The following is a 25,099-nucleotide window of genomic DNA, read 5'->3' as shown; positions in this document are numbered from 1 at the left end:
TCTCATTTATTCGTATATTTGCCTGATAATAAACCTCTTAAAATGAAACACCAAATCCTTTCGCTGCTATTTGTTGGTTTTCTTTTTTTTGGTTGTAGTGTACAAAACACTAAAAATCACCCAACAACTTCTATAAATAAAAGTAAAATAGGTCTAAATATTCTTTTGGATTCTATTGATTATTCATCCGACAAAAATTGGGCAGTTTTACCCGGAAATTACCCTGATAATTTAAAGGAATATACCGTGCAGAATCCGCAAGATTCGATTGATGTATTTTATATTTATCCAACATTACTTGTTTCAAAAAAAGATAAAAGATGGAATGTTCCCATTGATGATAGCATTCAAAGAAATAAAGTTCTGAATGTTGCCGTACGTTTTCAGGCTTCGGCTTGGGCTAGTTCCGGCAATTTGTATGTTCCATATTATCAACAGGCGCATATTCGTTCCTATACTAATCTTGATAATGGCGGCACAAAAGCATTATTATTTGCCTATTCAGACGTGAAAGCGGCATTTGAATATTATTTAAAACACTATAATCACGGTCACGGAATTATTATGGCAGGTCACAGTCAAGGAAGTACACATGTTTCCTATTTATTACGCGATTTTTTTGACGGCAAACCATTGCAAAAACAACTAGTTGCGGCATATATTCCCGGTGTAGGTTTAGATAGAAATCAATACAAAACTATTTCATTTATGGAGCATCCAGACCAAATAGGAGGTTTTGTAACCTGGAATACTTTCAAAAAAAAATTTGACAAAAGTAAATATAGATGGTTCAAAGGAAAAGTAGTGATTAACCCGATAACTTGGGACACCACTTCCATTGCAAAGCGGGAACTTCACAAAGGTTTTTTGTATTCCAATGGTAAAATGTATAAAAACAGTTTTGACACCCATATTGCAGATGGAGTGATTTGGATATCAACACCACATTTTCCTTATCGCTATATTGCATTTTTGATGCGAAATTATCATTCAGGCGATGTGAATTTATTTTGGGAAGACATTAGCGAAAACTCCCTTTTAAGAATCAAAAGCTATCGCACGAACCAGAAAAGTTTTTATTATGTAAAAGAAGGAAATACAAATTAAAAAATTTAGTTTTCTTTAACTCATGTTTACTGAATAGCAAACAGAAAATACTTATTTTAGCATCTTTAAAATTAAATTCATCCTATCATGAAATTTTGTTCCGTCTTTATCCTTTTAATATCTTTTTCAATATTATCCTGCAACGGGCAACCCACGATAAATATCCAAACTATTGCTCCGGAGGCTTTCGCCAAAAAAATTGCGGAAACACCAAAAGCACAAATTCTGGATGTAAGAACCCCCGAAGAATTCGCATCGGAACATATCGACAATGCCGTAAATATAAATTGGCTTGGAGATAATTTTGTGTCAGATGCTGAAAAATTAGACAAATCAAAACCGGTTTTTGTTTATTGCAAAAGCGGTGCCAGAAGCGCAAAAGCTTCGGTAAAATTAGTTGAACTAGGATTCAAAAATATCTATACCCTAGACGGCGGTATGATCAAATGGAATGCTGCCGGATTATCAAAACCAAGTGACAAAATCATCGGAATGTGCAGCCAGGAATATGCCGAATTATTGAACACCGATAAAAAAGTATTAATAGATTTTAATGCCAAATGGTGTGCGCCTTGCAAAAAAATGGCTCCATATCTTGATAAAATGCAAAAAGAAATGACTGACAAAGTGGTAATCATTAGATTAGATGCCGACGAAAATAAAACCTTAATAAGTGAAATGAAAATCGATGAACTTCCAACTCTTATATTATATGAAAATAAGGAAATAAAATGGAAACATTCCGGTTATATTAGCGAAGAAGATTTGAAAAAACAACTGCAATAATCAATAAAACATGATTTCAAAAGACACTTTACAATTTCTGGATGAATTAAAAATTAACAACAATCGCGATTGGTTCCTGGACAATAAAAAACGCTACGAGGCTGTCAAAAAAGATTATCATCAGTTTGTTGGTGATTTGCTTGACGCAATGAAACCTCTCGATCCATCTTTAGAAATGCTTGAGGTTAAAAACTGTGTTTTTAGAGTCAACCGTGACATTCGATTTTCAAAAGACAAATCACCCTACAAAGCCCATTTGGGAATTTGGATTTCGAGCGGGGTAAAAGGCTGGGGTCGCTCCGGCTATTATGCTCATATCGAAAAAGGGACCAGTTTCATTGCCGGAGGATTCTATTGTCCCGAGGCCGGCGAGCTGAAAAAAATACGCAAGGAAATCGCCTATTTTCACGAGGATTTGGAAGAAATCATGAATGACAAAAACTTCAAAAAGGAATTTGGAGATTTTGACAGGAATGAAAAAAACATACTAAAAAACCCGCCAAGAGGCTACGAAAAGGATCATCCTGCCATTGAGTTTTTAAAATTAAAAAGCTTCGAAACTTCACAGAAATTTGACATTGACGAAGTGACAAAAGAAGATTTCGTTACTAAAATGAGCAAGAAGTTTATCGTTTTGAAACCCTTGAACGATTTCATCAATCGGGCGCTAACTTCCGAAGAATAATTCAATAAATGGCAAAAAAAAAGATACTATTTCTAGGAGAAACTTACAGAGCGGACGCCATAACCTGGATGAATGGACTCAAAGAATTTGGCGACTTTGAATTTGTCACTTGGGAATTAAAAACACCAAATCATACTTTTTTCAGCCGTTTTCTAAGACTATTAGAATTTTGTACGGGACTCTTTCAAGTCAGAAATATTATTAAAATCCACCAACCTGATATGGTAATTGCAGAGAGAACCACAAGTTATGGTTTTCTTGCAGCAGTATCAGGAGTAAAACCAATAGCAATTGCACAACAAGGCAGAACCGATTTATGGCCTGAAAAATCGCTTTTACTGCCATTAAAAAAAATAATTCAGGATTATGCTTTTAAAAAAGCGGATTTGATTCACGCTTGGGGACCCGTTATGACAATTTCGATGAAAGCTATCAATGTCGAAATGAACAAAGTTTTGGTTTTGCCAAAAGGAATCGATTTAGTGAAATTCAACAATCAAAACACTGCAGATTCTTCAAAAATCAATGCCATAGTCACTCGATCACTAACATCCGATTATCGCCACGATATTATTTTAAAAGCCTTTTCAATCATTAACCAAAAAGGAATTGATTTTGAACTTACCATTGTTGGCGATGGAAAAGAACTACCAAAGCTGAAGGAATTAGCAAAGAAATCAAGCATCGAAAAAAAGGTCAATTTCACAGGAAGAATTCCAAATACAAAATTACCGGAGTTATTACAAAAATCTAATATCTATATCAGTATGCCAATAACAGAAGGGGTTTCGGCCTCTTTGTTTGAAGCGATGGCTTCTAATTGTTATCCAATTGTAACTGATATTCCGGGAAATCAAAGTTGGATTAAACACCGTGAAAATGGACAATTAATACCCATTGACAATTTCAGAATACTGGCCGAAGAAATACTTTGGGCTTTCGAAAATAACGAAATAAGAAAGACTGCAGTTTTAAAAAACAGACAATTTGTCGAAAAAAATGCAGATTATAAAACCAACATGAAAATCATTGCCGACAAATATCACGAATTAATTAACACATCTAAACCCAACTAGCTATGTGTGGAATTAATGGAATTTTACATTTACAATCACAGAAAAAAGTGGATGAACGCATTCTGACAAGGATGCGCGATTCGCTGGAGCATCGCGGTCCTGACGACAAAGGTTTGTTTATTGAAACCAACATTGGTTTGGGACATCGAAGACTTTCAATCCTAGATGTTTCCTCGGCAGGACACCAACCATTTCTTTCGGACGACGGACGTTATGTAATGGTTTATAATGGCGAAATTTACAATTTCAAGGACTTTTATCCAGAGCTAAAAAGCAATGGATTCGATATAAAAACAAGTTCCGACACAGAGGTTTTATTGAAATTATTTGAATTGTACGGTCTGAAAATGCTCAACCGACTCAACGGAATGTTTGCTTTTGTGATTTGGGACAAGAAAGAGCGAAAACTGACTGCCGTTCGAGACAGAATGGGCGTTAAACCTTTATATTATTCATTTTACAACGAGACTTTCTATTTTGCTTCTGAACAAAAAGCGCTTTTCACAGCAGGAGTTCCTTTGAAAATGGCTAAAGACGGAATGGAAGAATACATTTTTAACCGATTTGTGGCCGGCGAAAATACCTTGTACGAAAACGTAAAAAAAGTATTGCCGGGACACATTTTGACCATTCTTGAAAGTGGAAAAACTACCAATGAAAAATGGTGGGATTTGAAAGCAGAAATTCAAAACCAACCCAAAATTAAAAATCCAGTCGAATGGTTTCGGGAAACTTTTGATGATTCCGTAAAATTGCGAATGGTCAGTGATGTTCCTGCAGGTGTTTTATTGAGCGGCGGACTTGATTCCTCCTCGATTTTGGCATCGCTAAACCACCAAAATCACAAAGACATCCAAACTTTCAATATTGGTTTTAAAGAAAAAGAACACAACGAATCCCATTTGGCCAAAATAATGGCCGAGAAATTCGATTATGGTTTTCACACAATGCAATTAGAGGACAACGCTCTTTTTGACAAACTGGTCAATTCAACTTATTTTCAGGATGAACCCATTATGCATTTGAGCGAACCGCATATTTTAGCACTCGCACAATTGGCAAAACCATCGGTAAAAGTGTTGCTTTCTGGTGAAGGTGCTGACGAATTGATGGGCGGTTACGTAAGGTACAAAGCGCTAAAATATCCGTCTTTATTGAATTCGATTGCGACAATTGGCCATATGGACTATTTTACGACAAAACCGCGTTATGAAAAATTAGCCCGGTATTCCCAAATAAAAGACAATGACGATTTAGTGATTTACAATGGTTCCAATATTTATCCGAATGACATTGTAAAGACTTTTGGAATCACAGCTCCACCAAAAAATGAATACAGAAAACAAATTCTGCAAGACGCAAAATCTTTGTATCCAAATAATTTAAGAAGACAAGCACTTTATTTTGACCAACACACGTATTTGTGTTCACTACTCGACCGCAATGACCGTTGTACAATGGGTGCTTCCATAGAATGCAGGGAGCCTTTTTTGGATCAAAGGCTAATTATTGGATTGGGCTCTTTAGATGACAAATGGCTTTTTACGGGCAAAAAATGGAAATTCATCCTGAAATCAGCAATGGCAACACGATTACCGGAAGAAATTTTAAAATTTAAAAAAGTGGGACTAAGCGTTCCTTGGGGCGATTATTTAATAAAAAGCCCCGGATTTATTGCCGAATTAGAGGCTTTTTCGAAAAGTGATTTGTTCAGGATACCTTATTTTGAACATATCAACGCCCATAAACTTGTCGAGAATTTGCGAAAAGGCGACACTAAAATGATTCCTTACATTATGCCGCTATTTATGATGCATATTTGGCTTAAAAACTACGCAAATAAATTTTAATACTTACTTTTGGTTTAAGTTTAAACGCACTCCCATTTATGGAAATACAAAATAATTTTTCTCTGAAAAACTACAATTCTTTTGGCATTGAAGCCAAAGCAAAACAATTTGTTGCCGTTCACAATCTAGCTGAATTAAAAGCAGTTTTGGAACAAAATAAATCCCAAAAAAAGTTTATCCTTGGCGGCGGAAGCAATATGCTTTTGACCAAAGATATCGAAGCCTTAGTTATTCACATCGATTTGAAAGGCAGAAAAATCATCAAGGAAAATGAAGATTTCGTTTGGGTCGAAAGTCAGGCTGGCGAAAACTGGCACGAATTTGTGATTTGGACTATCTACAAAAACTTTGGCGGATTAGAAAATATGTCACTTATTCCGGGAAACGTAGGCACAACTCCAGTACAAAACATTGGTGCTTATGGAACCGAAATCAAAGACACTTTCGATTCCTGTGAAGCAATGACAATCGAAAACCAGAAAATGAAAACCTTTACTAAAGCCGAATGTCATTTTGGTTACCGGGAAAGCGTTTTCAAAAACGAGGCAAAAGACCAATACATCATCACATCCGTAGTTTTTAAGTTGACCAAACGCAATCATAAAATCAATACATCATACGGTGACATTGCTGCAGAATTAGCAAAAAACAACATCACAAATCCTAGTTTAAAGGATGTGAGCAATGCCGTGATCGCCATTCGTCAAAGCAAATTACCAGACCCAAAAGAATTGGGAAACAGCGGGAGTTTTTTTAAAAACCCCATCCTTTTAAAAACCGATTTCGAGAAAATTCACCAGAAATTCCCAGAAATGAAATACTATGAAGTCTCTGAAACCGAAGTAAAAGTTCCTGCAGGTTGGCTCATTGAACAAGCCGGATTCAAAGGAAAACGCTTTGGCAATGCAGGAATCCATAAAAACCAAGCTTTAGTTTTAGTCAATTATGGCAACGCAACCGGACAGGAAATTCTAGATGTTTCGAAGGAAATTCAAGAAACGATTTTCAAGACTTTTGGAATTCACATTGAAGCCGAAGTAAACGTAATTTAATTAATGAATTTTAGATAAAACCTAAAACCTTTCGCCTAAAACCCAATCAAAAATGTTCATTCCAGATATTTATAAAAACGAAAATAAAGAAGAAATTATTGATTTCCTACAGAAAAACAGCTTCGGGATTTTAGTAAATCAAACCAATGGAAAATTGTGGGCAACTCATATTCCTTTAGAATTAGACACCAATAAAAGCGGAAAACAAGTTTTGCAAGGTCACATTTCGAAAGAAAACCCACAATGGGAAGGATTCTTGGATAACGATAAAATTTTGGCTATTTTTTCTGGAGCTCACAGCTACATTTCCCCATCTTGGTACGATCACGAAAACGTACCAACATGGAATTATATAGCAGTTCACATTTATGGAACCATTAAAATTATTGAAGGTAAAGCAGTTATTGAAAGTTTAAAAAAACTAGTCGATAAATACGAACAAAACTCTGAAAACCCAGTCAAAATAGAAGATTTTTCTAAGAAAACAATGATGCAAACCCGCGGAATTGTTGCTTTTGAAATTGAAATTGAGGAAATACAAGCCAAACGTAAATTATCTCAAAACCGTGATGAAAAGAATTATGAAAACATCATTTCTGAATTAAATAAGACGGAAAATCCCCAAGCCACTGCAATTGCAAATGAAATGTCGAAATGTAGAAAGTAATTGCCGTTTATCGATGGATAATTGACAATTGATAATTACCTTTGTACCCATTTTAAAAAGAAGACGAGCCTATATGTTGACCATTACATTATACTTTTTTATTATTATAGTTGCGATACAATTTTCGTATTATCTATTTGTTTTTGGGAAATTTGCTTTCGCCAAAACACAAAAGTCTACTCCAAAAAGAATCCCAATTTCGGTAATCGTTTGTGCCAAAAATGAAGCCGAGAATGTGGCTAGATTCATCCCACTATTAGCGCAACAAGATTATCCTGATTATGAAATCATATTGATTGACGATGCTTCAAGCGACAATACTTTGGAAATTTTCGAAGAATTCGAGAAACAATATTCCAATATTCGGTTGGTAAAAGTGCAAAATAACGAAGCCTTTTGGGGAAACAAAAAATACGCTCTGACTCTTGGAATAAAAGCAGCCAAAAAGGACTATTTATTATTTATGGATGCTGATTGTTATCCAGCCACAAAAGATTGGATAACTACTATGAGCGCACAATTCACGATGCACAAAACCATCGTTTTGGGTTATGGAGCTTATGAAAAAAAAGCCAACTCATTCTTGAATAAAATTATCCGTTTTGAAACGATGTTAACTGCAGTTCAGTATTTTTCCTGGGCCAAAACAGGACATCCTTATATGGGAATTGGTCGAAATTTAGCTTATAAAAAAGAAGAATTCTATAACGTGAAAGGTTTTATCAGCCATATGAAAATTCGCTCTGGCGACGATGATTTATTCATTAATCAAGTGGCCAAAAGCAAGAATACAGCGATTTGCTTTTCGCCGGAAAGTTTCACTTATTCACAACCAAAAACAACATTCAAAGGTTGGTTTACCCAAAAACGCAGACACGTTTCCACAGCCAATTTTTACAAATCATTTGACAAAGTTCAACTGGCACTTTTTTATGTTTCACAATTGCTGTTTATAATTTTGCCTATAATTTTACTGGCATTTCAATACCAATGGATTCTGGTTTTAAGCTTAATTGGATTTCGTTATTTGTTTAGCTGGATCATTTTAGGTTTCTCGGCCGGAAAATTAAAAGAAAAAGATGTGATGTATTGGTTTCCAATTATTGAAATTGTGCTTATCTTCACCCAATTGAATATCTTTATCACCAATATTTTTTCAAAACCGGTACATTGGAAATAAACAAACAGATAGAAAAAGCGAAAAAAGGTGATCAAGCAGCCTTCACTTTTTTATTGGATTTTTATTGGAACGAGGTTTATGGTTTTATGCTGAAACGCACTGAAAACGAAACCAATGCCGAAGATATTACCATCGAAACCTTCTCGAAAGCCTTTGATAAAATCGCCAGTTACAACCCTGAATTTCAGTTCAACACTTGGCTGATTGCCATTGCCAAAAATGTTCACATCGATTTATTGCGAAAAAAGAAATCTTCTCTTTTTATCGAAATCACTGACGATGAAGACAAACAAGCTTACAATATAGCCGACACTACACCATCTGCGGAAGATGAATTGATTACAGAGCAAAACCTTTCACAATTGTTGCAATTCATCAAGGAACTCAAACCGCATTATCAGGAAGTGATCCAGTTGCGTTATTTTCAGGAAATGAGCTATCAGGAAATTGCCAACAAAATTGACGAACCGCTGAGTAACGTCAAAATAAAACTGCTTCGCGCTAAGAAATTACTGGCCGAAATTATTCAGGACCACCGTTAATTTAGGTTTACAAAACAGCCTAAATTTACACCCACGTAAGTAACAAAAATTTGCGAAATATTAAATTTCCGATTGTTGATTTGTAATATTTTTTTTATAAATTTACCAAATAAATACTAGAACTTTTTATGGCACAAAGCCAATCCATTTTTGATAGATTGGAGCCATTTTATGGTCGCTATAAGATAGTTATGCGACAGATTTAGCAAAACGTAATGGAAATGAAAAACAAAATTACTAAACCAAAGGAACTCTTTGAGTATTACAGTCTGTACTCTTTCAAAACATTGAATACGAATGACTTAAAGTCAATAGTAAAAAAGTAGATTTAACAAATTAAAAAACATAAAATGAAAAAAATTGTTTTAATATTAGTTGCATTGTTAGCCTTTAATACACACGCCCAAGAATGTGGTACTCCAATTTCGTTAACAAATCAAGTTTTTAATATTCCTGCAAATTATGATGCCCAATTTTGCGTCAGTATTAAATTTCACATCGTTCGAGAAACAGATGGAACAGGTGGATTTGACGCTACACAAATACCGAATGCGATTAATTATATAAATCAATTCTATAATTCGCACTTGATAAATGTTTCAAGTATTGGCTTTGATTATATCAACAATTCAAATTTAAATGCGTTTGATGATGCTGAATTTAGTCAACTTACAGCAATAAATAATGAACCAAATGCTATAAATTTTTATATAGTAAATTCAGCTCCATATTATGGCAGAGCTGGTGCAATTATTAGCAATAATCTTGTAATCAGAATTGACAGAGTATTAGCTCCAACAGCACCACACGAATTAGGGCATTGTTTTAATTTATTACACACTTTTCAAGGAACTGCCTCTGAAACTGGTGGTTGTGCGGAACTTACAAATGGTTCAAATTGTAGTTCTTGTGGAGATAATGTTTGTGATACTCCTGCGGATGCTAATATAGGAGCGACAGGTGGATATAGTCCTGATTTGACAAATACAATGTCTTATTATACAACAAGAGACCATTTTACAACTCAACAAGGTGCAAGAATGCGAAATGCAATAGGTGGTTCTTCTATATTGCAAGCAACGTTAAGTAATCAATGTGCAAGTATAATAGGTTCAAGTAATATTTGTGGAATATCAAATTACCAATACACATTTAGTAATCCACAAAATACAACTGTTATTTGGTCGATAACTTCAAACCTTCAAATAATAACGTCTTCTAATACTGGAATTACAGTTAAAGCAATAAACGCAACAATAAGTGGTTTAGCAACAATTACAGCAAATTTAAATGGACAAATATATACCAAAATCATATGGATAGGAGAACCAACATTTAATATTTCAAGAGCTAGCACTCAAGAAGAAAGCTGTGATATAAAATTTCACTATGTGAAATATGTAATTGGAAACCGAAAATTATCTGATTCCTATTCAATACAAGTTTTTACAGCAGGCGTTACGGCTACTTTTGCTGCCAACGATAGAATTATATTTAATGTTCCAAAGAATTACACAGGCTTGTTAGAATTTACAGTTAAAGCTACTAATAGCTGTGGATTCACTAGTTTTTTTACAGAAGATATGATTAATATGTGTGGAGCAACTGCTAGGGTAGATAATTCTACTCCATCAGCAATTACATTCAAAGTCTATCCAAATCCGACAGAAGAGCTTGTCAATATCGATTTAAGAGACCAAAACAATCAACCCGAAAAAGGAGCAATAATTTCAGGAGAACTTTTCGATTTAATAGGTCAATCAAAGTTGAAAGTTGAAATAACAAACAACAAAGCGGTTTTTTCTGTTAGTGGATTAAAAAAGGGAATATATATATATTAAAAATCTATACAAATAATCAAATAGAAAACCATCAAATTATAGTAGAGTAAAAAAACTACTTTATTAATTAACAATTAAAATATGAATATTATGAAAACATTAATTTATTTACCTATACTGTTATTTTTAACAATGAGTTGCTCAAAAAGCAACAACGACGATTCGTCAAAACCAAGCATTATTGGAAAATGGAAACTAATAGAATTATACAATAGTGACGGAGGAACTAGCCCAACTTGGCATACTGTTACTAATGGCTATGTATTAGAGTTTTTTAGTAACGGAACTTTTACTTCAACAAAACATATTGAGTGTACAACTGGAAGTTATATAATTTCCCCGACAAATGAAGTAAATATGACCTATAATTGTGTTGGTTTCACAAATAGCTATTTAGAAAAAGTGGAAACAAATACAAGTTTACAATTAATTTTAAAACCGACCTATATGAATTGTGATGAAGGTTGTAGCGTTAAATTCGAAAAAGTAAATTAATCCGTCGCATAACAGCTAGGGTTTCGTTGCGTGCGCAGCACGAACAATGAAACTCCTGTTGAACGGAACCGATTACATGCCGTTAACACTATGGACTTATCGTAAAGTTTTAAGAGAGAATTACAAGAGGCAAGCGAGCCTATATTTTTGGAGTAGTTTAAATGTTGGTTTTCTTGTGTTTTCCTTCACGTTAGAACATAAAATCCCTTACTCGTAATTTAACTTTTATAGAAACGGGATCTTTGGGCTCCGCCAAGATACCAAACAGGTAAACCACGCTGATCGAAAACCGCAATCCGATGCAAATTACCTGTTTCGCAATACGGATATTTGGGCAAAAAGAGCTTTTTTAGCTTTTTCCATCACTTTTTCTTCGAGTTTCTCCAGTAAAAAATTTATTCTTCGATGTTTACAAGTACTTCTCAAAAAAACTATAATGACGAATCGTACCCCGCTATCCGAAGACTTCCATAAAATAAAACGTTCTTGAAATCTTGGAGCGCTGTGCGAAGTCTCCCGACTTCGTACACGTTCCAATAGGCAACTTACAAGGGCAACAAACATACGTCAAGTATTTATTTGTAGTAAAAACTATATATTTGAATAAAAAAGAGTATGTCAGACGGATATAAAATAAGAGATCAAACTTTACCACATTTTGTAACGGCTACTGTTGTAGATTGGGTTGATGTTTTTACAAGAAAAAGTTACAGAGACCTAGTTATAGAATGTTTGGTTTTTTGTATTAGAGAAAAGGCTTTGGTCTTGTATGGTTATGTGATTATGAGTAATCATTTGCATATGGTAGTTCAATCTGGCAATGGAGAATTATCGGATTTGATGCGAGATTTTAAAAAATTTACAGCTGCAAAAATTATAGAAAAAATAAAATCAGACCCAGAGAGCAGAAGAGAATGGATGTTGGAGCGTTTTAAATTAGCAACCGAAAGTCATTCCAGAAACAAAAAATATCAGTTTTGGCAGTATGGTAATCATCCTGAAGAAATTTACAGCAACAAATTTATGTGGTCAAAGTTGGATTATATTCATCTAAATCCTGTTCGTGCAGGAATTGTTGAGAAAGCATCAGAATATATTTATTCCAGTGCCAGCAATTATGTATGCGATACTGGCTTATTAAAAATAGAAAAAGCAGACATTCCAATTGTTGATGTTTTGAATTTGAATAATTTTACCCGATATAATGAATATTGATTTTGATAAAGTTGGAATGGCTTATAGGTATGGGTACGAAGTCGGGAGACTTCGCACAGCATTCTGCTTCTTAACAAAGTTTTCGTATTCAAGAATACTTTTGGGAGCGGATATTGATTGTGATAAAGTTGGAATGGCATATAGGAATGGGTACGAAGTCGGGAGACTTCGCACAGCATTCTGCTTCTTAACAAACTTTTCGTATTCAAGAATACTTTTGGGAGCGGGTAATTTGATTATTCCCAAAACGGTTTTTTTACTTAAATTATACACTTTTTTTCTTCTTGTTAAAATAATTATAAAATAAACAACATTTTATATATTATATTACATATAATTTGCGTTGTATGTTAAAATAGCTGCATATGACTCGATAGATACTTAACCCTTAAAACCATTTATTATGTCTAGATTAAGTATTTACGAAACCGGCTGGATTAACCTTGTTTTTGAAAACAGGAACAAAGAATATGGTGCCTACCAGTTGCGCCGTGACAGTTCAAAAACTACCGTGATGGCGTTTTTCTCAGGGATTTTATTGACTGCTGCTTTTGGAGCAATATTCACATTATCGAATTTAATTGGAAAACCAATAGTGTTTGAGATTCCAACAACTATTGATAAAACTATTCACATTACCCCTTATCTTATAGAGCCGATACAACCCAAAACACAAGTAAATACAGGTCAAACAAAAACACCTCAAGAACCTACTGCTTTGTCACCATTAGTTGTTTCTGCAACTCCAGATGTATTGGCTGAAATTCCGACAAATGCCATAATAGAAAATCATCCTTTAAATCCTGAAACTGAAGGCGGAACCGGAACAGCCAATACAACCGGAACCATCGAAAATCCAACATTGCCAATAGTAGATCCCAATATTGTAGTTACTGCGTCAGCGCTGGACAAACTCCCTGAATTTCCGGGTGGAATGCAAAAATTCTATAATTATGTTGGCAATAATTATGAAAAACCAGACATCGAAGGTATGAGTACAATGAAACTTTATGTACCCTTCGTAATAGAAAAAGACGGAAGTATGACCAGTATTCACGTAAAAAGAGACCCTGGATATGGCTTGGGCAAAGAAGCTATTCGGGTTTTGAAATCCCTGAGAACCAGATGGAGTCCAGGAATGATTAATTCAAAACCTGTGCGAACAGCGTATGATTTACCAATTACTGTGGAAATGAATTAATCCAAACAAAACTAATTAATTAAGCAGCTGCGAGAGAACAATTCTTGCAGCTGCTTTTTTTTGGCCAAAAGCCAATATAGTCAGAATCACAACCCAAAAATTACCACTAAACGAACGTTAAAAAAAAGTTAAAACAAAATTAAACAACTGTTTAAATTAAACGCTAGTTTAATTTTGTGCTTTAAAAAACAAAAAGCTTTGAAAACAGATTTAAACGATAAACAAATTCAAATCCTCGAAGTAGCCGAAACGCTATTTGCCGAGAAAGGATTTGACGGAACTTCAATTCGGGATATTTCAAAAGTAGCAAAGATTAATATTGCTATGGTTTCTTATTATTTTGGATCGAAAGATTTATTATTAGAATCACTTATTAAACACAAAACAGGGGGACTTAAGGAACAATTAGCGAATTTATTAGAGGAAAATCTTGAACCAATAGAAAAAATAAATAAGTTAATTGAACTGTATATTAATAGAATTAACTGTAATAGAGGGATTTATCGTATCATGCATTTTGAGATAACGACTAAGAAAAATGAAAATATTCACCACTATTTTACAGAATTAAAAAAATCTAATTTAAAGTCATTAGAGATTATAATTAAGGAAGGTCAAGCTAAAGGAATATTTAGAAAAGACATCAATATCCCGCTAATAACTCCAACCATTATTGGAACATTCTTTCATTTTCAAATGAACAAAGACTTCTATGAAGAAATATTAGGTTTAAAAACAGACACGCTATACAACAACTATATAAAAACCGATTTAACAAAGCACATTCAGCAAACCATAAAAGCCCTTTTGATATATGAAATCGCCACTAAAGACTAGTTTGCGCAAGCAAACACAAATAAATAAAAAGGCGATACCATATATGACCACTAAAAAACAAAATCTACATATATGAAACTTAGTCAATTATTACTTTTGGGGATTTACTTTATTGGAATTTTATCCATAGATGCACAAGAAAAAACTAGCTTAACGCTTGACGAAGCCATTCATATGGCCTGGTCGAAAAGTAGTGAAGTCAGCTTGGCAAATTCCAAAGTAAATTCATCAAAATACGAATTACAATCGAAAAAAAACACTCAATATCCTGACCTCAAGCTTTGGGGTCAATATCAAAATTTTATTAGGCCAACGGTCGACATAAAATTCAAACAAAGTGGAACTCCATTTCCCTCCGGAAATCAATTGCTGATTGGACAAATTAATGCTAACCTTCCTGTTTTTGCAGGTTTCAAAACGCAGAATAACATCAAGATTTCAGAAAATTTGTACCAAGCAGAAACAGCAACTGCAGCGCAAACTAAAGAAGAAATTGCGATGCGGGTCGTAAATTATTATGCCAGTCTATACAAGACACAAAAAACTTTGGAACTGTTAAAAGACAATCAAAAACAAGCAGAACAGCGCGTGGTTGATTTTATAGAATTGGAAAAAAATGGAATTATTCCAAGAAACGACTTATTGAAATCGCAATTACAGGTTTCAAAAATACAATTGTCCATTGACGAAATGAACAACAATTTGAATGTCGTAAACTATTATTTAGTTTCACTTTTGAAACTGTCACCAGAAACAAAATTAACAGTTAAGGAAAGTGATTTTATTAATTTCCAAATGAACAATATTCCAACGGATGAAAAACCTGCATTAGAAAACCGCAAGGACTTAGAAGCTGTTCGATTTCAAGAAAAAGCGCAGGAAGCAGGCGTGAAAATGGCGCGAAGTTCCTATTATCCAACCGTTTCACTTCTGGGAGGTTATGCTTCTTTGGGATTGGAGAATGTGATTACGATTCAAAATGCAATAAACTTTGGAGTAGGAGTTTCATATGATTTGAGTGGGATTCTAAAAAACGGCACAAATGTAAAAATTGCTGAAAGCAAATCGCTTGAAACTCAGAATTACAAAGAAATCCTTACTGATAACATCAAGGCTCAGGTAAAACAAGCCATTGAAGACTATGATTTGGCCTTAAAACAAAATGAGGTTTATCTGGAAGCGGCAGCGCAATCATCGGAAAATTACAGAATCGTAAAAGACAAATACGACAATGGACTTTCGAACACGAATGATTTACTCGAAGCTGATGTGGAACAACTAAGTTCAAAAATCAATAATGCTTTGGCTAGAGCCAACATCATTCAAAAATATTATGAGTTGCTTTCAGTGACTGGACAATTATCTCAAACTTTCAATCTTTCAAAAATATAATCGACATCTCTTATGGAAAAGAAAAAATCAAATAAAAAATTCATCATCATATTTGCTACATTCATACTTGTAGGCGGAACATATGGCGCTTTCAAATACATTCATTCCTTGTCACACGAAGGTACTGATGATGCTCAAATCGAGAAAAATATGAATCCAATAATTCCTAAAGTTTCTGGATACGTGAGCAAAGTTTACATCAAAGACAATGATTTTGTCAAAAAAGGCGATACTTTATTTACCATTGACACTCGTGATTATCAATTAAAAGTAGAAGATGCAAACGCAGCATTGGCGGCAGCCGAAGGAAGTTTTGAAGTTGCAAAAGCAGATATTGGAAGTGCAATGGCGAGTATTTCTGTTTCTGATGCGAATGTACAATCGGCTAGTGGAAATATTGAATCGGCAAAAATTAGATTGAATCAGGTGACCAATGATTATAACAGATATAGTAATTTATATAAAAATCACACCATAACAAAACAACAATACGAACAAGCTTTGACTGCAAAACAAGAAGCCGAAAATCAGGTTCGCATTTTGCAACAACAACAAAAAGCAAGCTCTTATCAAAAATCAGCGATTGTGGCCAAATCAAACGTTTCGAACAAACAAACCGAAGTGGCTGCAGCCAATATTAAAAGAGCCAAAGCGCAACTTGATGCTGCAAAACTAAACTTAACGTATACTGTAATTACGGCTGCAATTGATGGACAAGTTTCGAAAATTGATATTCAACCAGGACAATTAGTGCAACCGGGACAATCTTTATTCTACATTATTAACAATACAACGGCCTGGGTAATTGCTAATTTCAAGGAAACACAATTGGACAAAATGGTCATTGGACAAAAGGTAACACTAAAAGTAGATGCATATCCTAATTACGATTTTGAAGGAACGATTACTTCATTTTCGCCAGCAACTGGTTCTAAATTTTCCTTGTTGCCTCCGGATAACGCAACCGGAAACTTTGTAAAAACCATACAAAGATTACCGGTAAAAATAAGTTTAAATACGTCAAACGATACCGAAAAAATAAAATTATTGCGTCCGGGAATGAATGTCGAAGTTGATGTTCATTTGGATTAATACTCCCATTTGTAGAAAGAGACAAAATAATTAATTTAAAACAGCAAAAAACGGTGGAAGACGAATTAGTAGAATATGGTTTCAGGAGGATAATTATTACGATAACTGCCGTTCTATGTGCCTTGCTTGAAATCGTGGATACCACTATTGTAAACGTGGCTTTGAACAATATGCGAGGTAGCCTTGGCGCCACACTAACGGATATTGCTTGGGTAATTACTGCTTATGCCATTGCAAACGTAATCGTGATTCCAATGACGAGTTGGCTTTCACAGCAATTTGGAAGACGTAATTATTTTGCTGCCTCCATCATTATTTTTACGGTAGCTTCTTTTTTATGTGGAAATGCCGACAATATTTGGGAACTCGTCGCCTTTCGATTTATACAGGGGCTTGGCGGTGGAGCTTTGCTAGTAACAGCGCAAACCATTATTACCGAAAGTTATCCAGTTGCCAAAAGAGGAATGGCACAAGCCATTTATGGTATGGGCGTAATTGTGGGACCTACATTGGGCCCGCCTTTGGGAGGTTATATTGTAGACCATTTTTCTTGGCCTTATATTTTTTATATCAACATTCCAATTGGGATTATTGCCACAATACTTACGCTAATGTTTGTTAAAAGTCCAAAATATGGCGACAAACTCAAAGCCAACCAAGTCGATTGGTGGGGAATATTTTATCTGGCGTCTTTTATCGGTTCCTTGCAATTTGTGTTGGAACACGGCCAACAAGACGATTGGTTTAATGACAACTTGATTCTTAGCTTAAGTGTTGTTTCACTATTTGGATTAATCCTCTTTATAAAAAGAGAACTTACCTATAAACACCCTATTGTTAACTTAAAAGTGTTAAAAAATACAAATTTAAGGGTTGGAACTATTATGAGTTTTATTATGGGATTTGGATTATATGGTTCAACTTTTATTGTACCCATTTATACGCAATCGGTTTTAGGATGGAGTGCGACTGATGCAGGTTTATTATTGATTCCGAGTTCTATCACTACTGGAATTATGATGCCTTTTATTGGCAAAATGATTCAACGTGGAGTACCTCAGGCTTATATGGTAGCCGTAGGATTTATGGTGTTTTTCTTTTTTACGTTTTGGATGCACAATGTCATTACCCCTGATACCAGTGCCGGAGAAATGTTTTGGCCATTAATATTAAGAGGTGTTGGATTAGGATTATTGTTTGTACCCATTACGACACTTTCATTATCTACACTCAAAGGAAAAAATATTGGCGAAGGTGCTGCTTTTACTGGAATGATGAGACAATTGGGAGGTTCATTTGGAATTGCCATTATCACAACTTTCATTGCAATATTCAATCAGCAACATAGGGTAAATTTGATTTCACACCTTGACCAAACCTCTTTCCAAGTGCAACAAACTGTGCAGAGGTTGCAACAAGGATTTATTGCAAAAGGATTTACTTTCAATGAAGCTTTATCGAAAGCCTATAAAGCCATTGAGTTCAAAGTTATGATTCAAAGTTCCGTATTGACGTATATGGATATTTTTATGTATTTAGGAATCCTATTTTTACTTTGTATTCCTTTTATTCTGATGATCAAAAAAGGAAAAAATAAAATTAACCCAGCTGATGCAATGCATTAGAAAAAAAATCATAAAAAAAGTATCCCGAAAATTTCGGGATGCTTTTTTTATAACCGTATTGAAACAGAAACATTATTTCTTTTTAGTTGTAGTTTTTTTTGTTGTGGTTTTTACCGAAGTTTTTACTGGAGTTACAACTGCTGCCTGATGCACATATGGCTTGTACAATCCATCCATTTGTGCTCTTTTCATTGCGGTTTCAGCTCTTTCTTTTGAATCCGGATGTGAACTCATCATTCGTGTTATAAAATCAGACTGAGTTCCTTCGCTCATTTTTGCCAAAATTGAAAAAGCAGATTCTGCTGCATTAACATCGTAACCATTTTTTTTCATAAAATTATAGGCAAACAAATCAGCTTCTGATTCCTGCCTTCTACTGTGTTTACTATCAATCATTGCGCTACCTATTTTCCCCAACTCACTACCAGTAAGAGTCGCCACAGTTTTTGATTGTGAAGCCACTCCTTCAATCATAGCTTCTTTTTGATAAGCCGCCTTTATGGCATCTCTTGAATCGTGATTGACAACGTGTCCCATTTCGTGCCCAATTACTACCAGCAATTCATTATCATCCATGATATCCATTAATCCGGAAAAAACACGAACACTTCCGTCAGCGGTTGCAAACGCATTTACATCTTTTATGATATAAACTTTATAGTTGAAAGTGTAACCGTAACCGGTGGTATATTTTCCAAAAATTTTATTTAGCCGAATCATATATGGATCTGTAGCCCCCGCAATTATGTGTTCTGAGTCTATTTTATCGACTGACACTTTTGAAAGTTTTGCGGCATCAGCATCAGTAAAAGTAAATCCTGCCAGCCCTTTTTGGACTGCTCCTATCATTTTGTCGTCAAATTTAATTTGTGCATTGGTTTTTGAAAAACCAAAAAAGACAATTAACACAACTAAAAGTATCGATTTTCTTTTCATATTTTTAAATTATTGATTTATGAATGGCAAATATAATATAAGTTTCGATTTGTAGAAAAACATTATCGTGTAAAAACCAGATGGTTTCCTTTTGATAAATTGGCGTCAAACTGATAGCCTTCATAGTTGAAACCTTTCAAATCTTCGACAGTTTTAGCATTTGTATCAATGATGTAACGCACCATCAACCCTCTGGCTTTCTTGGCAAAAAAACTAATTATTTTAAGTTTTCCGTTTTTGTAATCCTTGAATTCTGGTGTAATTACAGGAACTTTCAATTGCTTCACATCAATAGCCGAAAAATATTCATTACTCGCCAAATTGATAAAAAGTTCTTCCTCATGAAGTTCTTTGTTTAAAGCTTTTGTAACTATTGGTTTCCAAAATTCGTAAAGATTTTTGCTTTCGCCAATAGGCAGTTTTGTTCCCATTTCTAAGCGATACGCCTGCATTAAATCCAATGGTTTCAAGAGTCCATACAAACCCGATAAAATCCGCAAACTGTTCTGTAAATTGTCTAGTTTTTCTGTTGGAATCGAATAAGCATCCAATCCAGTATAAACATCTCCATCGAAAGCAAAAATTGCCGGACGTGCATTTTTATTAGTGAAAGGTGTTTTCCAATCTTGGTTTCGTTGCCAATTCAAATCGGCCAGTTTATCCGAAATATCCATTAATTCCGAAAGTGCTGCGGGTGATTTTTGCTTCAAAACTTTGTGAACCTGACGTGCTTCTTTTAGAAATAATCCTTCAGAATGTTTTGTGGTTGGCAATATTTTTTCAAAATTCAACGATTTGGCTGGTGATATGACAATTTTCATAGTTATAAGTTCTCTTTATTGAAAGTTTCAAAAGTACAAATTGAAAAACCGAAAATGAAAATTGTCTCTCCTTTTATTTATGTATTTTTGAATGAAATACAAATAGAACTTCCAATATTTTTATGAATCCAATTATAATTAGAAAAGCAACAATTTCCGATCTTGGAATCATCCAAGAAATCAGCAAGAAAACTTTCGTCGAAACTTTTGCAGATGTAAACACACCCGAAAATATGGGAAATTATGTCCGGAAAAATTTCAATTCAACACAAGTGGCTTCAGAAATTAACAATCAGGAATCGGCATTTTATCTTGCCACTTTGGACAGCGAAACCATTGGATACTTAAAAATAAATTTTGGCAATGCACAAACTGAAATCAATAGTCAACAAGCAATAGAAATCCAACGGATATATATTTTGAAAGCATTTCTTGGAAAAAAGATAGGAAAGTTATTGCTTGGCGAAGCAATAAAAATCGGACACCAAAGTGGAGTAGATTACCTCTGGTTAGGTGTTTGGGAAGAAAATTATAGAGCTTTGCAATTTTACAACAAAAATGGTTTTGTCGAATTTGACAAACATACTTTTATCTTGGGCGACGAACGACAAACTGACTTGTTGATGAAACTCGAAATAAACAATTAAGCAAATTGCAACCAGTGAATCTAAATTCGTCTTTTTGAAGTATGATCACGACACCCGATTTAGAAGCCAAAGGATACAACAATTACAGAGCGCACTTGCCCAAAAAACACAACGGACTGCGTGTCTATAAAGTAATTGTTGATGGTGGCTTTTCTTGTCCAAACAGGGATGGAAGTAAAGGCTTCGGTGGTTGTACCTATTGCAATGTCGATTCAAACACTCCTGAAATTTCCAGAAATTCAGCTACAATTCAAACACAGTTAAAGGACGGAATGGTGCGTGCCAAAAACTTCTACAAAGCCGATAAATATATTGTTTAATTTCAGCCAAATACCAATAGGCATGCGCCAGTACATTTATTAAAAACAATGTACGACGAAGCTTTGTCCATTAACACCGAAGTTGTTGTAGGATTTTCTGTTGCACACGACCAGATTGTATTGATGCCGAAAAAGTCGCATTGTTAGAAAGCTATTGCGATCGATTTGATGTGGATTTAGAAATGGGAATGGAATCGATTTATGATGAAACTTTAGATCAAATCAACCGTGGTTGCAGCCACGCCGAATTTGTTACCGCAGTGGAATTGTTAAAAGACAGCTAACTCGATTTGTGTGTGCATACGATTTTTGGACTCCCATGGGAAACCCGGGAAATGACGCTAGGTTATATACACGAAATCAACCGTTTTCCGCAAATTAAATTCGTAAAATTCCATCATTTGCATATTGTTGAAGGCTCAATTATGGGAGTTAAATACAAGAAAAACACTTTTAAACTCTTCACTTTGGAAGAATATACTGATTTGCTTTGTGAAATACTTCCGCTATTGCGACCTGATATCGTCATCCAACGCTTGTTTGGAATATCAGATTGGGATTTACTTATTGCGCCCAATTGGGGCTTGAATAAATCAAATATTCAAAACCTATATGGAGAAAGAAATTGAACGCAGTGAAATTGTGCAGAGTTCACATTATCGTGCCAAATAATCTGAGTTAGATTATAAAAATTTAAAAGAATAAACCGCAAATTCGCAAATTAATCAAAGATTATAAATTTTTAAATTTGCGGTCTTATTTTTAGACTAATTAAAGTCATAATCTCTTTTAGAACTTATAAAAATTAGTCTCCAAAACCTATTCCAACACCTTTTGCGGTTTTTACTAAATCACAAGTTGGATCCACTAATTTTGGATTATCGATGGCGTCTTTGAAAGGAACAGAAATAATATCCGGATGACGATACGCCGCCATTTGACCAAATTTGCCCTCCAACACCATTTCGAAAGCTTTCACTCCAAATTGCGTAGCCAAAATTCTATCATAAGCAATTGGACTACCACCTCTCTGTAAATGTCCTAGCACTGTTTCACGCATATCAGGCTCAAAACCCATAGCTTTTAAATCATTTACTAATTTATGGGCTACACCACCTAAACGCAGATTTTCATAACCAATTTCATCGCTTTTTTCAGACAATAAAGTTCCTCCTTTAGGCATTGCACCTTCCGCGATTACAACGATAGCATTCCCTTTCCCTTTACTGTTGTACCTACTTTGTAATTTTTTGGCAACAACCTCAATATCATAAGGAATTTCAGGAATCAAACATACTTCAGCCCCTCCAGCAATTGCTGCATTTAAAGCAATCCAACCGGCATTTCTTCCCATTACTTCAAGAACTAAAACACGATTGTGACTGGCAGCTGTTGTAACTAATTTATCTACTGCTTCAGTGGCAGTTTGAACCGCCGTTTGAAATCCGAAAGTAAAATCGGTAGCAGATAGATCATTGTCAATGGTTTTTGGAACTCCAATAATATTCAATCCTTTTTCGAAAAGTTGTTGGGAAATTCTTTGAGAACCATCTCCTCCAATACTAATAACGGCATCAACTCCCAGATACTGTAATTTACGAATCATTTCATCAGATCGATCCACAGCACCCCAGGTTCCGTCATGGTTCTTTATTGGCCAGGCAAATGGACCGCCTTTGTTGGTTGTTCCAATTATGGTTCCACCGTCAACGTGAATACCAGCAACTGTTTTTTCGTCCAATATCATTATCTCTGTTGGTTCACGCAGTATGCCATCAAATGACTGAATGCTTCCTATGACTTCCCAATCTTTTTCTTGTGATGCTCTTTTTACTATTGCTCTAATAACGGCATTTAACCCAGGGCAATCTCCGCCTCCTGTGGCAACTAATACTCTTTTCATTATATGTTTTTAAATTAATTTTAATGTTTAACGCTAATGCGACAGTAAAAGTAATAAAAAATAAAGTGCTTAAAAATGATTTATATCAGGTCAAATGCATTAAAATTTTTAAATTCTATTTTTTTTGAATTTGACATAGAAATCAAAACAAATAAATTACAGTAAACAGCGAAAAGCCGATGAAATTCTTGGCATTTTTCTAACACAATCCCAACATTTATACCTCTTCCTCGCTAGTATGCGTTTTCGAATTGCCTACACAATCTTGAAAGCATTAGAAACTTGGTGCAAAGAACTGGACATCAAAAAATGCGTTTTAGAAACAGGCAAAAACCAACCCGAAGCCATCGCCCTTTATAAAAAGAATCATTACAACATTATTCCAAATTTTGGCAAGTATGAAGGCGTGGAAAATAGTGTGTGCTTTGAGAAGGAATTGTAAGTTTTGTTTTGTTTATTTTGGTATATTTGGGAGGAATAAAAAGTTATAAACTATTTTAAGTAATATAAACTCTTAAAAATAATGGAAGAATATTCATATATAAATGAAATTTCAAAATCACAAAATTTAAGATTATATATCTTGGAACATACTTTATTAATAGAAGAACTAGTTTCAAAATCTCTAGGTACTATTCTAAATATTGATTGGAAAAAGTCTAAATCTTTTGGTTACAGTTCAGGTTCATTATCTTTTAACCAAAAGGTAAAAATAATTCAAGATTTAAAGGGATTGAATAAAATAGATTCTAATAAATTAGAAGATTTAATGATGATTCGTAATAAATTTGCTCATATTAAATCCATAGAAACATTTCAAGATTTTTTTGAGTTAAGTAGTAGTGGAAAAGTTGTTAAAAAAAATCTTGACAAATATTATCTAACAAAATTTTCATTATTCAAACCCGAAAGTGAGGAATTCAGATACAAATTCTACTTTTTTCATTTGTCCTTTGATATTTTATCAATGCTTATGTCAAAAATGATAAAACATTCTTTTGAAGAAGGAGAGAAAGTTGGAAAAATAGATTTCCTAAATGCTTTAAATGATGAAGTTCTTAAGTTATCGAACAGAAGTGAAATTATATCAAAAGCGGTAGAAAAAGTAAAACAAGAACTTAAAAAATAATATTATTTCAACACTAAAGTAATAATATCTAATTCTCACAAATGAAAGAGATTATTCGCGAATTATATTGGAAAATCACAGGTAGAGATGCTTCCTTTTTTTTGAGATCAACTAAAGACAAAACGTCTGGCTACACAATATCAGCAGTCCATAAACAAATTGATAAAATTAACGATCGAAGAATCTCTACATATCCCAGATTTACAATTTTTGATGTTGACAAATCTGTAAATGTTGACAAAGTAATATTTGATTCAAGTGATTTTTATGAAATCAATAATTCATTTGGAAATTACGATAGTAATTTTGGTATTTCAATTATAAAAGATAGGAAAATCTGGATTGATGATTTTGAATATATTGTTTCCAATGTAAAAATTGATTTCTTAACTATATTTGATGACTATTCAATTTATGGTCCATTAGGCAGTAAGGTTCATACAAATGTTTATAAAGGTCGAGATGTGCCATATAATGTTCAAATATTTATTGACGTAAGTAAAACTGGAAATTATAAAAAACCTTTTTTAGCAATTTAAATTGCTAATAATAATAATAATAATAATAATAATAATAATAATAATAACCCGTTGGGTGTAATTAAACTATTTGTGTTTTAATATTGTTTATTGGTCTTTCAAAAATAAATCTATTGATGAATTGAACCAAAGTTAAAGCTGTTATTTTAGCTAAAATTCTT

The 25,099-nt window shown here is 34.1% G+C and carries 27 protein-coding genes and 2 pseudogenes; 24 read left to right on the top strand and 5 right to left on the bottom strand.

Annotation, left to right across the window (positions count from 1 at the left end):
• Positions 1 to 42: 42 nt before the first annotated feature.
• The 11 genes from IR213_RS06760 (at position 43) to IR213_RS06710 (ending at position 11,281) form a co-directional block, all read left to right on the top strand.
• Positions 43 to 1,107: a DUF3089 domain-containing protein gene (locus tag IR213_RS06760; protein ID WP_194311547.1), complete on the top strand. Its 1,065-nt coding sequence runs from the start codon at positions 43 to 45 to the stop codon at positions 1,105 to 1,107.
• 87 nt (positions 1,108 to 1,194) lie between these two features.
• Entirely contained in the window at positions 1,195 to 1,893 is a 699-nt protein-coding gene (locus IR213_RS06755) for a thioredoxin domain-containing protein (RefSeq protein WP_194311546.1), read from the top strand.
• Between the two features lie 10 nt (positions 1,894 to 1,903).
• Positions 1,904 to 2,578 carry a DUF2461 domain-containing protein gene (locus tag IR213_RS06750; RefSeq protein WP_194311545.1) on the top strand — a complete coding sequence of 225 codons (675 nt, stop codon included), beginning with the start codon at positions 1,904 to 1,906 and terminating at the stop codon, positions 2,576 to 2,578.
• Positions 2,579 to 2,586: 8 nt separating this feature from the next.
• Positions 2,587 to 3,654, top strand: coding sequence for a glycosyltransferase (locus IR213_RS06745; protein ID WP_194311544.1), 1,068 nt, complete (start codon positions 2,587 to 2,589; stop codon positions 3,652 to 3,654).
• Between the two features lie 2 nt (positions 3,655 to 3,656).
• Positions 3,657 to 5,504 (top strand): asparagine synthase (glutamine-hydrolyzing), encoded by a 1,848-nt coding sequence (gene asnB / locus IR213_RS06740; RefSeq protein ID WP_194311543.1) that lies wholly within the window; start codon positions 3,657 to 3,659, stop codon positions 5,502 to 5,504.
• Between the two features lie 38 nt (positions 5,505 to 5,542).
• On the top strand, positions 5,543 to 6,556 hold the full coding sequence (gene murB, locus IR213_RS06735; protein ID WP_194311542.1) for a UDP-N-acetylmuramate dehydrogenase: 1,014 nt from the start codon (positions 5,543 to 5,545) through the stop codon (positions 6,554 to 6,556).
• 52 nt (positions 6,557 to 6,608) lie between these two features.
• On the top strand, positions 6,609 to 7,223 hold the full coding sequence (locus IR213_RS06730) for an FMN-binding negative transcriptional regulator (RefSeq protein ID WP_194311541.1): 615 nt from the start codon (positions 6,609 to 6,611) through the stop codon (positions 7,221 to 7,223).
• Between the two features lie 73 nt (positions 7,224 to 7,296).
• Positions 7,297 to 8,403, top strand: coding sequence for a glycosyltransferase (locus IR213_RS06725; protein WP_194311540.1), 1,107 nt, complete (start codon positions 7,297 to 7,299; stop codon positions 8,401 to 8,403).
• On the top strand, positions 8,394 to 8,945 hold the full coding sequence (locus IR213_RS06720; protein WP_194311539.1) for an RNA polymerase sigma factor: 552 nt from the start codon (positions 8,394 to 8,396) through the stop codon (positions 8,943 to 8,945). The genes IR213_RS06725 and IR213_RS06720 overlap by 10 nt, the downstream gene beginning before the upstream one ends.
• Positions 8,946 to 9,295: 350 nt before the next feature.
• The gene (locus IR213_RS06715; RefSeq protein WP_194311538.1) at positions 9,296 to 10,786 is read left to right on the top strand and encodes a M43 family zinc metalloprotease; all 1,491 of its coding nucleotides are present in this window, start codon (positions 9,296 to 9,298) and stop codon (positions 10,784 to 10,786) included.
• Positions 10,787 to 10,876: 90 nt separating this feature from the next.
• Positions 10,877 to 11,281 (top strand): hypothetical protein, encoded by a 405-nt coding sequence (locus tag IR213_RS06710; protein WP_194311537.1) that lies wholly within the window; start codon positions 10,877 to 10,879, stop codon positions 11,279 to 11,281.
• 218 nt (positions 11,282 to 11,499) lie between these two features.
• On the opposite strand, the pseudogene IR213_RS16715 reads toward IR213_RS06710, so the two are convergent.
• Positions 11,500 to 11,726: pseudogene (locus tag IR213_RS16715) on the bottom strand (IS91 family transposase); the annotation flags it as partial.
• A 170-nt stretch (positions 11,727 to 11,896) separates the two neighbouring features.
• Between IR213_RS16715 and IR213_RS06705 the strand changes: the two are divergent.
• From IR213_RS06705 to IR213_RS06680, 6 genes are all read left to right on the top strand, one after another.
• Complete coding sequence (locus IR213_RS06705; protein ID WP_194311536.1) at positions 11,897 to 12,496, top strand: REP-associated tyrosine transposase; 600 nt, start codon at positions 11,897 to 11,899, stop codon at positions 12,494 to 12,496.
• A gap of 403 nt (positions 12,497 to 12,899) precedes the next feature.
• Positions 12,900 to 13,697: an energy transducer TonB gene (locus tag IR213_RS06700; RefSeq protein WP_194311535.1), complete on the top strand. Its 798-nt coding sequence runs from the start codon at positions 12,900 to 12,902 to the stop codon at positions 13,695 to 13,697.
• Between the two features lie 198 nt (positions 13,698 to 13,895).
• Positions 13,896 to 14,534 carry a TetR/AcrR family transcriptional regulator gene (locus tag IR213_RS06695; protein ID WP_194311534.1) on the top strand — a complete coding sequence of 213 codons (639 nt, stop codon included), beginning with the start codon at positions 13,896 to 13,898 and terminating at the stop codon, positions 14,532 to 14,534.
• Between the two features lie 72 nt (positions 14,535 to 14,606).
• The gene (locus IR213_RS06690; protein ID WP_194311533.1) at positions 14,607 to 15,926 is read left to right on the top strand and encodes a TolC family protein; all 1,320 of its coding nucleotides are present in this window, start codon (positions 14,607 to 14,609) and stop codon (positions 15,924 to 15,926) included.
• Between the two features lie 12 nt (positions 15,927 to 15,938).
• Entirely contained in the window at positions 15,939 to 17,018 is a 1,080-nt protein-coding gene (locus tag IR213_RS06685) for an HlyD family secretion protein (protein WP_194311532.1), read from the top strand.
• 53 nt (positions 17,019 to 17,071) lie between these two features.
• Positions 17,072 to 18,643, top strand: coding sequence for a DHA2 family efflux MFS transporter permease subunit (locus tag IR213_RS06680; RefSeq protein WP_194311531.1), 1,572 nt, complete (start codon positions 17,072 to 17,074; stop codon positions 18,641 to 18,643).
• Between the two features lie 72 nt (positions 18,644 to 18,715).
• Here IR213_RS06680 and IR213_RS06675 read toward each other — a convergent pair whose 3' ends face one another.
• Both IR213_RS06675 and yaaA read right to left on the bottom strand, forming a co-directional pair.
• The gene (locus IR213_RS06675; protein WP_194311530.1) at positions 18,716 to 19,579 is read right to left on the bottom strand and encodes a M48 family metalloprotease; all 864 of its coding nucleotides are present in this window, start codon (positions 19,577 to 19,579) and stop codon (positions 18,716 to 18,718) included.
• A gap of 62 nt (positions 19,580 to 19,641) precedes the next feature.
• Entirely contained in the window at positions 19,642 to 20,400 is a 759-nt protein-coding gene (gene yaaA / locus IR213_RS06670; protein WP_194311529.1) for a peroxide stress protein YaaA, read from the bottom strand.
• A 122-nt stretch (positions 20,401 to 20,522) separates the two neighbouring features.
• On the opposite strand from yaaA, the gene IR213_RS06665 reads away from it, so the two are divergent.
• From IR213_RS06665 to IR213_RS16270, 4 genes are all read left to right on the top strand, one after another.
• Complete coding sequence (locus IR213_RS06665) at positions 20,523 to 21,047, top strand: GNAT family N-acetyltransferase (protein WP_194311528.1); 525 nt, start codon at positions 20,523 to 20,525, stop codon at positions 21,045 to 21,047.
• A gap of 41 nt (positions 21,048 to 21,088) precedes the next feature.
• Entirely contained in the window at positions 21,089 to 21,367 is a 279-nt protein-coding gene (locus tag IR213_RS16280) for a hypothetical protein (protein ID WP_228479113.1), read from the top strand.
• Between the two features lie 140 nt (positions 21,368 to 21,507).
• Positions 21,508 to 21,651, top strand: coding sequence for a hypothetical protein (locus IR213_RS16275; RefSeq protein WP_228479112.1), 144 nt, complete (start codon positions 21,508 to 21,510; stop codon positions 21,649 to 21,651).
• Between the two features lie 51 nt (positions 21,652 to 21,702).
• On the top strand, positions 21,703 to 21,996 hold the full coding sequence (locus IR213_RS16270) for a hypothetical protein (protein ID WP_228479111.1): 294 nt from the start codon (positions 21,703 to 21,705) through the stop codon (positions 21,994 to 21,996).
• Between the two features lie 176 nt (positions 21,997 to 22,172).
• Here IR213_RS16270 and IR213_RS06655 read toward each other — a convergent pair whose 3' ends face one another.
• Positions 22,173 to 23,270, bottom strand: a complete 1,098-nt coding sequence (locus tag IR213_RS06655) for a 6-phosphofructokinase (RefSeq protein ID WP_194311527.1) — start codon at positions 23,268 to 23,270, stop codon at positions 22,173 to 22,175.
• A 238-nt stretch (positions 23,271 to 23,508) separates the two neighbouring features.
• Between IR213_RS06655 and IR213_RS06650 the strand changes: the two genes are divergently transcribed.
• The 3 genes from IR213_RS06650 to IR213_RS06640 all read left to right on the top strand — a co-directional run bounded on the left by IR213_RS06650 (position 23,509) and on the right by IR213_RS06640 (position 24,938).
• Entirely contained in the window at positions 23,509 to 23,712 is a 204-nt protein-coding gene (locus IR213_RS06650; protein WP_194311526.1) for a GNAT family N-acetyltransferase, read from the top strand.
• An 81-nt stretch (positions 23,713 to 23,793) separates the two neighbouring features.
• Positions 23,794 to 24,399, top strand: coding sequence for a hypothetical protein (locus IR213_RS06645; protein ID WP_194311525.1), 606 nt, complete (start codon positions 23,794 to 23,796; stop codon positions 24,397 to 24,399).
• A 41-nt stretch (positions 24,400 to 24,440) separates the two neighbouring features.
• Positions 24,441 to 24,938, top strand: a complete 498-nt coding sequence (locus IR213_RS06640; protein ID WP_194311524.1) for a hypothetical protein — start codon at positions 24,441 to 24,443, stop codon at positions 24,936 to 24,938.
• A 61-nt stretch (positions 24,939 to 24,999) separates the two neighbouring features.
• On the opposite strand, the pseudogene IR213_RS06635 reads toward IR213_RS06640, so the two are convergent.
• Positions 25,000 to 25,099: pseudogene (locus IR213_RS06635) on the bottom strand (IS982 family transposase); the annotation flags it as partial.

The organism is Flavobacterium soyangense (assembly GCF_015277675.1).
GTDB lineage: Bacteria > Bacteroidota > Bacteroidia > Flavobacteriales > Flavobacteriaceae > Flavobacterium > Flavobacterium soyangense.
This window is presented reverse-complemented; position numbering and strand designations above follow the sequence as displayed.